This is a genomic window from Nocardioides sp., from assembly GCF_041913365.1.
Taxonomy (GTDB): Bacteria; Actinomycetota; Actinomycetes; order Propionibacteriales; family Nocardioidaceae; genus Nocardioides.
On record NZ_JAYSFM010000011.1, the window covers coordinates 45,860 to 58,673 of the forward strand.

14 protein-coding genes are annotated in these 12,814 nt (G+C 72.3%); 9 read left to right on the top strand and 5 right to left on the bottom strand.

Features of this window, described 5'->3' with window-relative positions:
* Positions 1–66: 66 nt before the first annotated feature.
* Entirely contained in the window at positions 67–1,503 is a 1,437-nt protein-coding gene (locus tag ACE3QY_RS18885; protein ID WP_374457598.1) for an aspartate aminotransferase family protein, read from the bottom strand.
* 97 nt (positions 1,504–1,600) lie between these two features.
* Here ACE3QY_RS18885 and ACE3QY_RS18890 point away from each other — a divergent pair, with 97 nt between their 5' ends.
* Positions 1,601–1,894: a YiaA/YiaB family inner membrane protein gene (locus ACE3QY_RS18890; RefSeq protein WP_374457599.1), complete on the top strand. Its 294-nt coding sequence runs from the start codon at positions 1,601–1,603 to the stop codon at positions 1,892–1,894.
* A gap of 55 nt (positions 1,895–1,949) precedes the next feature.
* Here ACE3QY_RS18890 and ACE3QY_RS18895 read toward each other — a convergent pair whose 3' ends face one another.
* Positions 1,950–3,164, bottom strand: coding sequence for an acyl-CoA dehydrogenase family protein (locus tag ACE3QY_RS18895; RefSeq protein ID WP_374457600.1), 1,215 nt, complete (start codon positions 3,162–3,164; stop codon positions 1,950–1,952).
* A gap of 52 nt (positions 3,165–3,216) precedes the next feature.
* Positions 3,217–4,578, bottom strand: coding sequence for an acyl-CoA dehydrogenase family protein (locus ACE3QY_RS18900; RefSeq protein ID WP_374457601.1), 1,362 nt, complete (start codon positions 4,576–4,578; stop codon positions 3,217–3,219).
* A gap of 88 nt (positions 4,579–4,666) precedes the next feature.
* On the opposite strand from ACE3QY_RS18900, the gene def reads away from it, so the two are divergent.
* From def to ACE3QY_RS18915, 3 genes are read left to right on the top strand one after another with little or no spacing between them, the layout of a single operon-like run.
* Positions 4,667–5,272 carry a peptide deformylase gene (gene def, locus ACE3QY_RS18905; protein WP_374457602.1) on the top strand — a complete coding sequence of 202 codons (606 nt, stop codon included), beginning with the start codon at positions 4,667–4,669 and terminating at the stop codon, positions 5,270–5,272.
* Positions 5,269–6,063, top strand: coding sequence for a TrmH family RNA methyltransferase (locus ACE3QY_RS18910; protein ID WP_374457603.1), 795 nt, complete (start codon positions 5,269–5,271; stop codon positions 6,061–6,063). The genes def and ACE3QY_RS18910 overlap by 4 nt, the downstream gene beginning before the upstream one ends.
* Positions 6,064–6,073: 10 nt before the next feature.
* Positions 6,074–6,682: a DedA family protein gene (locus ACE3QY_RS18915; RefSeq protein WP_374457604.1), complete on the top strand. Its 609-nt coding sequence runs from the start codon at positions 6,074–6,076 to the stop codon at positions 6,680–6,682.
* A gap of 4 nt (positions 6,683–6,686) precedes the next feature.
* On the opposite strand, the gene ACE3QY_RS18920 is transcribed toward ACE3QY_RS18915, so the two are convergent.
* Both ACE3QY_RS18920 and cobA read right to left on the bottom strand, forming a co-directional pair.
* A complete protein-coding gene (locus ACE3QY_RS18920) occupies positions 6,687–7,490 on the bottom strand; it encodes a TrmH family RNA methyltransferase (protein ID WP_374457605.1) in 804 nt (267 codons plus the stop codon).
* Entirely contained in the window at positions 7,483–8,736 is a 1,254-nt protein-coding gene (gene cobA / locus ACE3QY_RS18925; protein ID WP_374457606.1) for a uroporphyrinogen-III C-methyltransferase, read from the bottom strand. Before cobA ends, ACE3QY_RS18920 begins: the two co-directional genes overlap by 8 nt.
* Positions 8,737–8,786: 50 nt before the next feature.
* Between cobA and ACE3QY_RS18930 the strand changes: the two genes are divergently transcribed.
* From ACE3QY_RS18930 to ACE3QY_RS18950, 5 genes are all read left to right on the top strand, one after another.
* Positions 8,787–9,308: a YbhB/YbcL family Raf kinase inhibitor-like protein gene (locus ACE3QY_RS18930; protein WP_374457607.1), complete on the top strand. Its 522-nt coding sequence runs from the start codon at positions 8,787–8,789 to the stop codon at positions 9,306–9,308.
* 318 nt (positions 9,309–9,626) lie between these two features.
* Positions 9,627–10,154, top strand: a complete 528-nt coding sequence (locus ACE3QY_RS18935) for a CAP domain-containing protein (RefSeq protein WP_374457608.1) — start codon at positions 9,627–9,629, stop codon at positions 10,152–10,154.
* A gap of 105 nt (positions 10,155–10,259) precedes the next feature.
* Positions 10,260–11,054: an ABC transporter permease gene (locus ACE3QY_RS18940; protein WP_374457609.1), complete on the top strand. Its 795-nt coding sequence runs from the start codon at positions 10,260–10,262 to the stop codon at positions 11,052–11,054.
* Complete coding sequence (locus ACE3QY_RS18945) at positions 11,047–11,844, top strand: ABC transporter permease (protein WP_374457610.1); 798 nt, start codon at positions 11,047–11,049, stop codon at positions 11,842–11,844. The genes ACE3QY_RS18940 and ACE3QY_RS18945 overlap by 8 nt, the downstream gene beginning before the upstream one ends.
* Positions 11,845–11,849: 5 nt before the next feature.
* Positions 11,850–12,812 carry an ATP-binding cassette domain-containing protein gene (locus ACE3QY_RS18950; RefSeq protein ID WP_374457611.1) on the top strand — a complete coding sequence of 321 codons (963 nt, stop codon included), beginning with the start codon at positions 11,850–11,852 and terminating at the stop codon, positions 12,810–12,812.
* Positions 12,813–12,814: the final 2 nt, after the last annotated feature.

The following is a 12,814-nucleotide window of genomic DNA, read 5'->3' on the forward strand; positions in this document are numbered from 1 at the left end:
GCAGCGGACCCCTGCGGCTCGGACGAGCCCGACGTCGGCTGCCTCGAGCGCGGCGAGGCGTCGATGTCAGCCGCGTGCGGCGGCCTCCTGGAGCGCGTGCCAGGTGCGATCGACGTCGGCGAGCGTGGTGCGCCAACTGCCGACCGCGAGGCGGATGGCCGCGCGTCCGTTGACGGTGGTGTGGCTCAGGTAGGCCTCGCCCGACGCGTTGACGGCCTCCATCGCGGCCAGGGTCTGCTCGTCACCGGACCGGAGCCGGAAGACGACGAGCGACAGCGCCGGCTCGGTGACCAGCTCGAAGCGGCCGTCCGCGCGGACCAGGTCGGCCACGTGCTCGGCCAGTGCGACCCCGCTGCGGACGTGCGCCCGGAGCCCCTCGATGCCGTAGGTCCGCAGCACCGCCCACAGCTTGATCGCCCGGAACCGGCGCCCGAGCTGCGGGTGCCAGTCGCGGTAGTCGACGACCTCGCCCGACTCGGTGGCGGCGTTGCGGAGGTACTCCGGCAGGATCGACAGCGCGCCGGTCAGGGCGGCCCGGTCACGCACCCAGAACGTGCTGCAGTCGAAGGTGGTGAGCAGCCACTTGTGCGGGTTGGTCACGAACGAGTCGGCCGCCTCGACGCCGGCGAGGTGGTCGCGGTGCTCGGGGCAGACCGCGGCGACGCCGGCCCACGCGGCGTCGACGTGGAGCCACACGCCCCAGTCGCGGACGACCTCGGCGACCGCGGTCACGTCGTCCATCGCGCCGGTCGAGGTGCTGCCCGAGGCGACGTGCACCATGACGGGACGCAGGCCGGCCTCGACGTCCTCGACGATCGCATCGCGCAAGGCGTCGACGTCCATCGCCTGGGTGGTGGGATCGACGTCGACGGTGCGCACCGCGTCCTCGCCCAGGCCGGCCATCATCGCGGCCTTCACCAGCGACGAGTGCGCTTGCGTGGAGCCGTAGACGCGCCACCGCTCGCCACCCACGCCGTGCACCCGTGCCTGTCCCCCACTCGCCCGGTGCAGGGCGGACAGCAGCGCCGTGAAGGTGGCCGTCGACGCGGTGTCCTGGATGACGCCGCCACCCGGGCCGTCGCTGCGGAACGCGTCCGGCAGGCCGAGCGCCTCGGCGAACCAGTCGAGGACGACCTGCTCGACCTCGGTCACGGCCGGGCTGGTCGCCCAGATCATCCCCTGCGCCCCGATGCCGCTGGAGATGAGGTCGCCGAGGATCGCGGCGGGCGAGGAGTTGGCCGGGAAGTACGCGAAGAAGCGTGGGTGCTGCCAGTGCGTCAGCCCGGGCACGACGATCCGGTCGAGGTCGGCCAACACGGCGTCGAACGGCTCGCCGTCCTCCGGGGCCGACGCGGGCAGCTGACGGCGTACGTCACCGGGCGCGACCTGCGCGCGCACCGGCAGGTCGTCGAGCGAGGCCCAGTAGTCGGCGATCCAGTCGATGGCTGCGTGGCCCTGCCGTCGGAACTCCTCGGGCGACATGTGATCGGGCTGGTCTGGCATGGCCCGAACGTACCGGGGCGGGTCGGGTGCCCGTACTCAGGAGCGATCGGGTAGTCCGGCAGATTCGCTTGGCGCCTCGCGCGCGCACGCTTCTGCCATGACCTCCAAGACCGACTCCACCGCCAAGAACACCGCCGCCTTCGCCGCCCAGGCCGCCATCTCGTTCGGCGCCGCCCTCTTCGCCATGCTGGTCGCGATCTACTTCATGGACGCCGACCCGTGGATCAAGGGCTTCCTGGCCCTCGGCACCCTCTACCTGACGACCTCGACCTTCACGCTCGCCAAGGTCGTCCGCGACGCCCAGGAGGACCAGCGGGTCTTCCACCGCCTCGACCAGGCCCGTGTCGACAAGCTGCTCTCCGAGCACGACCCCTTCAAGTCCGTCTCCTGACCGCGCACGCACGAAGCCCTCCCGGGATCCCGGGAGGGCTTCGTCGCGTTCTGCGTCAGCGGAGCTGGGCGCTCGTCAGCCCGAGCACCCGGCGGGCCACGATCAGCTGCTGGATCTGCTGGGTGCCCTCGAAGATGTCGAGGATCTTGGAGTCGCGGGCCCACTTCTCCAGCAGCTCGGCCTCGCTGTAGCCGAGGGTCCCGCACAGCTGGACGCACGACAGCGTCACGTCGGAGCCGACCCGGCCGGCCTTGGCCTTGGCCATCGACGCCTCGAGCGAGTTGGGCTTGCGGTTGTCGGCCATCCAGGCCGCCTGCATCATCAGCAGCTTCGCGCCCTCCCAGTCGGCCTCGAGCTGGAGGAACTTCGCCGCGGCCGCCGACTGCGACTGCGCCGGCCTGTCGTAGTCGATGACGACCCCGGCCTGCTCGAGCAGGTCGCGGGTCAGGTCGAGGGACGCGCGGGCGCAGCCGACCGCCATCCCGGCGACCAGCGGGCGCGTGTTGTCGAAGGTCGCCATCGCGCCGCCGAAGCCGGACTTGGTGTCGATCTCCGGCGAGCCGAGCAGGTCCTCGGCGGGCACCCGGCAGTCGGTGAAGGTGATCACCGCTGTGTCGGAGGCGCGGATCCCGAGCTTGTGCTCGAGGCGCTCGACCTTGAGGCCGGGGTTGTCCTTGCGGACCAGGAACGACTTGATCGCGGCCCGGCCGAGCGACTTGTCGAGCGTCGCCCACACGACGACGCTGTCGGCGCGGTCACCGGAGGTCACGAAGATCTTCTCGCCGTTGAGGACGTACTCATCGCCGTCGAGCACCGCGGTGGTGGTGATGTTCGCCGAGTCGGAGCCAGTGCCCGGCTCGGTGATCGCCATGGCCGCCCACGTGCCTTCGTAGCGGGCGAGCTGCTCCTCGTTGGCCACCGAGGCGATGGCGGAGTTGCCCAGGCCCTGGCGCGGCATCGACAGCAGCAGGGCGGTGTCGCCCCAGCACATCTCGGCGATGGAGAGGGCGGAGGCGAGGTTGGCGCCGTTGCGCACCCGGTCGGAGTCGCCCTGCTTGTCATCACGACGTACGCCACCCGCGCCGGCGCCGCTGCTGGCACCGGTCTCGCTCACGCCGTCGATCAGCGCGGCGAGCATGTCGAGCTCCTTGGGGTACTCGTGCTCGGCCCGGTCGTACTTGCGGGAGATCGGGCGCAGCATGTTCATCGCCAGCTGGTGGGCCTGGTCGATGAGCGCGGCCTGCTTCTTCGGGGTCTCGAGGTTGATCATCGCCGGGGTCCCCGTTCAAAGCGGAACGAAGTGAGCATTTGAATGGGGTGGTTCATACCATCACCGCACCTTCCATCACGCCGACGGCCCGCAGGTCGCGGTACCACCGTTCGACCGGGTGCTCCTTGACGAAGCCGTGGCCGCCGAGCAGCTGGACGCCGTCGAGGCCGATCTTCATGCCCTTCTCCGCGCACAGCTGGCGGGCCAGGCCTACCTCGCGGGCGAAGTCCTGCCCGCGGGTGGCGCGCGAGGCGGCCTTCCACGTCAGCAGCCGCATGGCCTGGAGCTCGATGGCGATGTCGGCGACCATGAAGGCGACCGACTGGCGGTGGCTCACGGGCTCACCGAAGGCCTGCCGCTCGTTGACGTAGTCCTTGACGTAGTCGAGGACCGCCTGGCCGGTGCCGACCGCCAGGGCGCACCAGGCGAGGCGCGAGAGGCGTACGCACTCGGTGTAGGCCGTGCCGTCGGTGTCGCCGAGCAGCGCGTCCGCCCCGACGCGTACGCCGGTGAGGTGGAGACGCGCGAGGCCGGCGGCCCGGACACCCATCGAGGGGTCGGCCTCGACCTCGAGGCCGTCGGCGCCGGACTCGACGAGGAACAGCGCCGGGGTGCCGTCGAGCATCGCGGCGACCACGAAGAGCTCGGCCTCGGCGCCGCGGACGACCGCAGACTTCACGCCGTCGAGCACGAAGCCGTCGCCGTCGCGGAGCGCCGTGGTGGACAGGGCGAACGGGTCGAAGAGCACCGTCGGCTCGGCGATCGTCAGGGCGGCGACGGGGACGTCGTCCCCCGTGAAGGCGGGGAGGTAGGTCTGCTGCTGCGCCTCGGTGCCCCAGAGCCCGATCGCCGTGGCGACGGCGCCGGGCGCGAGGGTGGCGACCGCCAGCCCCATGTCGCCGGTGGCCAGCGCCTCGGCGACCAGGGTGCCGGCCATGGCCGAGCGCTCCTCCATGATGCCGCCGAGGGGCTCGGGCACGCCGAGCGTCGGCAGGCCGATCTCCTGCGCGGCCTCGAGGACCCCGGCGGGGGCGGCGCAGGCCTCGTCGGCCTCGGCGGCAGCCGGCCGGAGCACCTCGCTCGCCAGCTCGGCGACCACGTCGACGAGCATCTGCTCGTCCTCGGTCGGGGTCAGGTCGAAGAGGCCCCGCGTCTCGGCGGCGGCGGGCCGCTCGCCCGCGGTGCGTCGCCCGGCCCGGGCGAACGTGCGGCCGGCGGCGGTCGCCACCCGGAAGCCGTTGCGCGTGGTCGAGTAGACGACCTGCTCGGTCTGGCGGCGCAGGCCGACGCGGTCGATGAGGTCGCTCTGCGCCAGCCGGTTCACGGCGGCGACGGCGAGACCGATGGGGTCGCGGGTCTCCCGGGAGGACAACCCGTTGCGGCCGCCGGGCCGGAGGCTGTTCATGATGGACATGAGCAAACTGTAACTCTGAGTTACACCTTTCGCCAGAGGGCGCCCCGTGGTGCCGGTCACGACCCACCTCCTCGCTAGGATCCACCGCATGCCCGACGAGCCGACCGACGTCCACGCCGATCCCCGGGCGCCGCACGGCCCACTCCCCGAGGGTGGCACGGTGCGCGCGATCACGCGGTGGGGCACGCCCGTCATGCACCGTCCGCAGGCGCCCGTGACGTCGTACGACGACGCGCTCGCGAGCCTCGCCGCCGACATGGTGGCCACGATGTACGCCGCCGACGGGGTGGGCCTGGCCGCCTGCCAGATCGGCGAGGACGTGGCGATGTTCGTCTTCGACTGCCCCGACGACTCGGGCGAGCGCACCGTCGGGCTGGTCTGCAACCCCGTGCTCACGCTGCCGGAGGGCAAGGACCGCCACCTCGAGGACGACGACGAGGGCTGCCTGTCCTTCCCCGGCTCCTTCGAGCCGTGCGCCCGCCCCGACTGGGCGCGGGTCGACGGCACCGGGCTCGACGGCGAGCCGGTGAGCTTCGAGGGCGACGGGCTGCTCGCCCGCTGCCTCCAGCACGAGACCGACCACACCCTCGGCACCGTCTTCGGCGACCGGCTCTCCTCGAAGTCGCGCAAGCGGCTGACCAAGAAGCACGACGCCTCGGCCGAGGACTACCCCCTCACCTGGCCGGCCGAGTGACCGAGCTCCGCGTCACCCGCGAGAACGCCCGCTTCCAGCAGTGGGAGGCGCTGCTGACCAACCGCTCGAAGCGCCATCGCAACCGCGAGTTCCTGGTGCAGGGCGTCCGCCCGATCACCCGGGCCGTCGAGGAGGGCTGGACGATCCGTGCTCTCCTGCGGGCCGACGGGACGGGCTCGGCCTGGGCCGACGGGCTCTGGGCCACGACCCCGGCCGAGCGGGTGGTCCTCTCCCCCGAGCTCCACGCCCGGCTCAGTGGCCGCGAGGAGGGCGCCGAGCTGGTCGCCGTCGTCGAGATGCCCGAGGACGGCGTCGCGCGCCTCGGTGACTCCGCGCGCCCGCACGGCCCGATCGTGGTGTTCGACCGGCCGACCAGCCCGGGCAACATCGGCACGCTCGCGCGGTCCGCGGACGCCTTCGGTGCCTCGGCCCTGGTCGTCACCGGCCACGCCGCCGACCCCTACGACCCGCAGGCCGTCCGGGCCAGCACCGGGTCGCTCTTCGCGCTGACCGTGCTCCGGGTGCCGACGCACGGGCCGCTCGTCGAGCACGCGCACGCCCACGGCTACCGCATCGTCGGCACCGACGAGCACGGCACGGCGCTGGCCGACGCGCCCCTCGACGGGCGGGTCGTGCTCGTCGTCGGCAACGAGACCCACGGCATCTCCTCGGGCTGGCGGACGGCCTGCGACGACATCGTGAGCATCCCGATGGTCGGCACCGCCTCCTCGCTCAACGCCGCCGTCGCGGGGTCCATCGTGCTCCACGAGACCCTGCGTCGCCGCGGCTGACGGGCACGCAGTGGACGCAGTTCTGGACTGGGTCGTCCTCGTCATGCGGACGATCGGCTCCCCCGGCGTCGGCCTGGCCACCGCGCTGGAGACGGTGTTCCCGCCCGTGCCGAGCGAGCTGGTGCTCCCGCTGGCCGGCTACACCGCGAGCCAGGGCCACTACGGCCTGGTCGCGGCCATCGTGTGGGCGACGGCCGGGTCGCTCGCCGGCGCCCTCCTCCTCTACTGGCTGGGTGCGGCGTGGGGCCTCGAGCGCACCTGCGCGCTCGCCGACCGGATCCCGCTCATGCACGCCGACGACGTCCGCAAGGCGGTCGCGTGGTTCGGCGACCACGGTCGCGCCGCGGTGCTCCTCGGCCGGTTGGTGCCGGGCGTGCGCAGCCTGGTGTCGATCCCGGCGGGCGTGGACCGCATGCCGCTGGCGACCTTCTGCCTCTTCACCACCGCCGGCAGCCTGGTCTGGAACGCCGCCCTCATCCTCGCCGGCTACGAGCTCGGGGCGCAGTGGCACCGCGTGGAGGCGTACGTCGGCAGCGTCGGCAACGTCGTGTACGTCCTGCTGGCCGTCGTCGTGGTCGTCGTGGTCGCGCGCCGGCTGCGGCACCGCGTCCGCGGGTAGCGGGTCAGCGACGCGCGGCGGCGTAGCAGGCCACGGCGGTCGCGGCGGCGACGTTGAGCGAGTCGATGCCCGCCCGCATCGGGATGATCGCCCGGCGGTCCGCGGCGGCCTCCCAGCGCGCGGAGAGGCCGTGTCCCTCCGAGCCGAGCACGAGGGCGAGCCGGTCGACCCCGTCGACGGCGTCCTCGATCGGGACGGAGTCGGACGAGAGCGTGAGCGCGACCGTGGTGAACCCACGGCGGGAGAGGTCCGGCAGGGCGTCGTACCAGTCGGGGAGGCGGGTCCACGGCGTGGTGAAGACCGCACCCATGCCGACCTTGATCGAGCGCCGGTAGAGCGGGTCGGCGCACCGGGGCGCGAGCAGCACCGCGTCGAAGCCGAGGGCCGCGCCCGAGCGGAAGATCGCCCCCACGTTGGTGTGGTCGACGAGGTCCTCCAGCACGAGCACGGAGCGCGCCCCCTCGAGGACGTCCGCGACCGCCGGGAGCGGTCGGCGGCGCAGGGAGGCGAGGGCACCCCGGTGGACGTGGAAGCCCGTCACCTGCTCGATCAGCTGCTCGGACAGGACGTAGCAGGGGCCACTGCTCGCGGCGAGCACGTCGGACAGGCCCTCGAGCCACCGCGGCGCCATCAGGAACGAGCGCGCCTCGTAGCCGCCCTCGACGGCACGGCGGACGACCTTCTCCCCCTCGGCGAGGAAGAGGCCGTGCTCGGCCTCGAGGTGCTTGCGGAGCTCGACGTCGCGCAGGTCGCGGTAGTCGGCCAGCCTCGGGTCGTCGGGGTCGGTCAGGTCGACGCGCTCAGCCACGCGCCTGCCCGCGATCCGCGTAGTGCTCCGGGCGCGCCACCGCGACGACGTCGCCGATCACGATGATCGCCGGCGGGACGACCTCGTGGGCGGTCAGGTCGTCGGCCAGCGACCCGAGCGTCGACAGCACGGTCCGCTCGGTCGGCATGGTGCCGTCGACGACCACCCCCACCGGCGTCGAGGCCGGACGGCCACCCGCGACGAGCGTCTCCGCGATCGCCGGGGCGTTGTCCACGGCCATGAGGAGCACGACCGTGCCGCGCATCCGCGCGACGGCGTCCCACTCGACCAGCGAGTCGGGGTGGCCGGGTGGGATGTGGCCGGAGATGACGGTGAACTCGTGGGCCACGCCGCGGTGGGTGACGGGGATGCCCACCCGCGCCGGGACCGCGATGGCCGAGGTGAGTCCTGGTACGACGGTGACGGGCACGTCGGCGGCCGCGCAGGCCAGCAGCTCCTCGTAGCCGCGGCCGAACACGAAGTTGTCGCCGCCCTTGAACCGGACCACGCGCTTGCCGGCGCGGGCGCGGTCGACGATCACCTCGTTGATGTAGTCCTGCGACGCCGAGCGGCCGCGCGGCAGCTTGGCGACGTCGATCAGCTCGACGTGCGGGCCGAGCTCGTCGAGGAGCTCGCGCGGGGCGAGGCGGTCCGCGACGACGACGTCGGCCGAGGCCAGCGCGTGACGGGCGGCGACGGTGACGAGCTCCGGCTCGCCCGGCCCGCCGCCGACGAGGACCACGCCGGGCGTGCGGTCGAGGGCGTCGGACGCGGTCAGGTGCCCGTCGCGCAGGGCGGTGACGATGTCGTCGCGCAGGGCCGCGGACTTCCGTGGCTCGCGGTTGCCGAGCACGCCGACGGTCAGGCTGCCGTGGTGGCCGACCGCGGGGGTCCACGCGGTGCCGCCGAGGGCGTCGTCGGCGCGGACGCAGAAGGTGTGGCGGCTCTCGGCCGCGGCGACGACGCGCGCGTTGACCTCCGGGTCGTCGGTCGCGGCGACGACGTACCAGGCGCCGTCGAGGTCGGTCTCCACGAAGTCGCGGAGCACCAGCGTCAGCTCGCCACCCAGCCCCTCGATCGCCGGCGTGACCTCGGGGCTCACCAGGGTCACCACCGCGCCGGTTGCCAGCAGCGCCGGCACCCGGCGCTGGGCGACGTGGCCGCCGCCGACGACGACGACCTTCCGGCCGGCGAGGACCAGCCCGGCCAGGTAGGGGTGGGCGGCCGGCGCGCTGTGGTCGGTCATTCGCTCATTGTCCCTACCCGCCGCGTGGACCTGATCGCTAGGTTCGAGGAATGAGCATCGAGCGACCTGTCAGCCCGAACCCCTACGACTACCTCCCGGCGACCGCGTCCTTCACCGTCACCAGCGACGACGTCACCGACGGTGCGCCGCTCAAGGACGACCAGGTGGCCGACAAGGGCAACACCTCACCCCAGCTGAGCTGGTCGGGTGCCCCCGAGGGGACGCAGTCCTACGTCGTCACGTGCTTCGACCCCGACGCGCCGACCCCCAGCGGGTTCTGGCACTGGGGCCTGGTCGACATCCCGGCCGACGTCACCTCGCTGGACACCGGCGCCGCCTCGGGCGACCTCCCCGGCAAGGCCTTCCACGTGCGCAACGACGGCGGCGAGGCCGGCTTCATGGGGGCGGCTCCCCCGCAGGGCGACCAGCCGCACCGCTACTTCTTCGTGGTGCACGCGGTGAAGGACGCCACGCTCGGCGTCGACGAGTCGGCCTCCAACGCGGTCGTCTCCTTCAACCTCGCCTTCAAGACCCTGGGCCGCGCGATCATCCACGGCACCTACCAGCACTGAGCCTCCGTCGCGCGGCCTTCGGGTCCCGCGGCACCGAGAAGGCCCCTCCGGTCCGGACCCGACGCGGTCCAGACCAGAGGGGCCTTCTTTCGTCATTCCGCTCATGCCCTCGCGCCGGGACCGCTTTCATTCCTCCAGACGGTGGTCCGGTGCTTTCGCGACGAATGTTGACGAAGCGCGGACGAGTCGTCGGCCTGACGCTCAAAGAATCGACTTCCAGCACACCTTCGTCGTACTCTCAAGCGGGAATCTCAAAAGATTCTCTCAAGATTCGCACCCCCACCCCCACCGCGGATCTGCCCCCTGGAGGAGCCTCCCGTGCAGTCCCGACTCGTCTCTCTGCTGGCGACCGCCGTCGTCGCCACCACGGTGCTGGTCGCTGCCCCCGCCACGGCGCGCAGCGCGACCTGGCCCGTCCCCTTCGGAGCCGTCGCCGCGGCGAACAGCGCCAAGGACGTCAGCAGCCTCTCCATGGACGAGCTCGAGGACCGGCTGATGGCCGAGATCAACACCGCCCGCGCCGCCAACGGCCTGGCCAAGGTCTGGGTCTTCGACGCGTGCACCGACCGTCTGGCCGAGCAGTGGGGCGAGCGCATCGCCCGCACCGGCCTCTTCGAGCACCGCGACCAGAACGAGGTCATCAACCGGTGCGACAACTCCTGGGCCGGCGAGACCTTGGTCCGCGGCAGCGGCCTCACGCCGCGCGCGATGGTCGACCTGTGGCTCGACTCCCCCGGCCACCGCGCCATCCTGCTCAGCCCGCGCGCCAAGCGCGCCGGCATCGCCATCACCCGCGACTCCCAGGGGCGGATGATCGGCGTGGTCAACCTGGTCCGCCACAGCTGACCCGCCTCTGCTCGTCCGAGGTGCGCGGCACCTCCCCGGTGTGAGACGATCCCCGGCCCCCTCCTGGTGGGGTGTCGGGGATCGATCGCGTCGAGGGGGAAGCGGATGCTGCACGTCGCCATCGCGACCCGGGCCTTCCGCCGCTACTCCACCTACCGCGCAGCCACCCTGGCCGGGATCTTCACCAACTCCGTCTTCGGGATCATCTACTCCTTCGCCTACATCGCGCTGTGGCAGGCCAACCCGACCGCGGGTGGCTACGACCAGCAGGACGCGGTGACCTACGTCTGGCTCGGCCAGGCGCTGCTGATGACGATCGCCCTGTGGGGAGGCGGCACCACCGACGACCTCGCCGAGCGGATCCGCACCGGCGACGTGGCGATCGACCTCTACCGGCCGGTCGGGCTGGTCGGCTGGTACCTCGCCGCCGACCTCGGCCGGGCGGCGTACCACCTCGTCACGCGCGGGTTCGGGCCCACGCTCATCGGGCTCGTCGTCTTCGACATCGCCCTGCCCTCGGCCCTCGGTGCTGGCGCGTTCGCCGTGTCGCTGGTCCTGGCTGTCGTGGTGAGCTTCGCGATCCGCTTCCTCGTCGCGAGCACCGCCTTCTGGCTGCTCGACCAGTCGGGGGTGAAGGTGATGAGCGGTGCGTTCGCGATCTTCTTCAGCGGGATGATGCTGCCGCTGGTGCTGTTCCCCGGCTGGCTCGGCACGCTGGCGCGGGCCCTGCCGTGGGCGTCGTACGTCCAGGTGCCGGCCGACATCTGGCTCGGCAAGCACACCGGTGCCGACCTCGCCGCCGCGCTCGGCTTCCAGGTGCTCTGGGCCGTCCTCCTGCTCGCCGCGTGCCAGGGCGTGCTGCGGCTCGCGACCCGCAAGGTGGTGGTGCAGGGTGGCTGAGCACCTCCGCACCTACGGCCAGATCGCCTGGCTCTGGATCCGCGCCGCCTGGCAGTACCCCACCTCGTTCGTGCTGCTCGCGGTCGGCAACGGGCTGATCACCGGGCTGGACTTCGTCGGGCTCTGGATCATGTTCGCCCACCTCCAGGACCTGAAGGGCTTCTCCCTGCACGAGGTCGCGCTGCTCTACGGCAGTGCCTCGCTGGCGCTCGCCATCGCCGACACCGCGATCGGCAGCGTGGAGCGGATCGGCACCTACATCCGCACCGGGCGGCTCGACCAGATGATGACCAAGCCGGTGCCCCTGCTGGTGCAGGTGTGCGCCGACCAGTTCACCCTGAGACGTCTGGGGCGGCTGACCCAGGCTGCCGTGGTGTTCGGCTGGGCGTGCACCTACGTCGACTGGACGCCGCTGCGGGTGCTGGTCGCGGTCTCGATGCTCGTCAGCGGTGCGCTGGTGTTCTTCGGGCTCTTCGTGGGCTTCTCCTGCGTCCAGTTCTGGACGACCGACGCCAGCGAGTTCGCGAACGCCTTCACCTACGGCGGCGCGACGGTGACGCAGTACCCGCTCAACATCTTCCCGCGGGAGGTGTTCGTGGGGCTGACGTTCGTGGTCCCGGTCGCGTTCGTGAACTGGTACCCCTGCCTCTACCTCCTCGGCCGCACCGACCCCTTCGGCACGCCCGACGCCTTCCAGTTCGCCTCGCCGCTCGCCGGCGTCCTGACCATGGCGGCCGCGCTGCTGGTCTGGCGCACCGGCGTCCGCCACTACACCTCGACCGGGAGCTGACGCCCATGTCCCAGCCGCTCATCGACGTGCGCGACCTCGAGCGCACCTTCGACGTACGCCGTCAGGTGGAGGGCCGTCGTCGCCGGGTGCGCGACCAGGTGCGGGCCGTGCACGACCTCACCTTCTCCGTCGAGCCCGGCGAGATGGTCGGCTACATCGGGCCCAACGGCGCCGGGAAGTCGACCACCATCAAGATGCTGACCGGCATCCTGGTGCCCACGGGCGGCGAGGTGCGGGTGGCCGGCCTCGACCCGAGCCGTCAGCGCGTCGAGCTCGCCCGGCGGATCGGCGTGGTCTTCGGCCAGCGGTCCACACTGTGGTGGGACCTACCGCTGCGCGACTCCTTCGACCTGCTCCAGAAGATGTACCGAATCTCGCCGGAGCGCTACCGCGCGAACCTCGACCGCTTCATCGACCTGCTCGACCTCGGCGCCCAGCTCGACACCCCGGTGCGCCAGCTCAGCCTGGGGCAGCGGATGCGCGGCGACATCACCGCGGCGCTGCTCCACGACCCCGAGGTGGTCTACCTCGACGAGCCCACCATCGGCCTCGACGTGGTCAGCAAGGGGCGCCTGCGCGAGTTCCTCCGCGCGCTGAACGCCGAGCGCGGCACCACCCTGCTGCTGACCACCCACGACCTCCAGGACATCGAGGCGCTCTGCGACCGGGTCATCGTGATCGACCACGGCACCGCGGTGTACGACGGCTCGCTCGCGGGCCTGCACGCCCAGGGCGGGTCGGCACGCACCCTCGTCGTGGACCTGGTCGACGAGGCCGACCCGATCGAGGTGCCCGGCGCGACCGTCCGCAAGGTCGAGGGGCCGCGCCAGTGGCTCTCCTTCCCGACCGAGGCCAGCGCGGCTCCGATCGTGGCCGCGGTGGCGGCGGCGTACGACGTGGCCGACCTGTCCATCCAGGAGCCCGACATCGAGGACGTGATCCGCGACCTCTACTCCCGCGGGGCCTGATC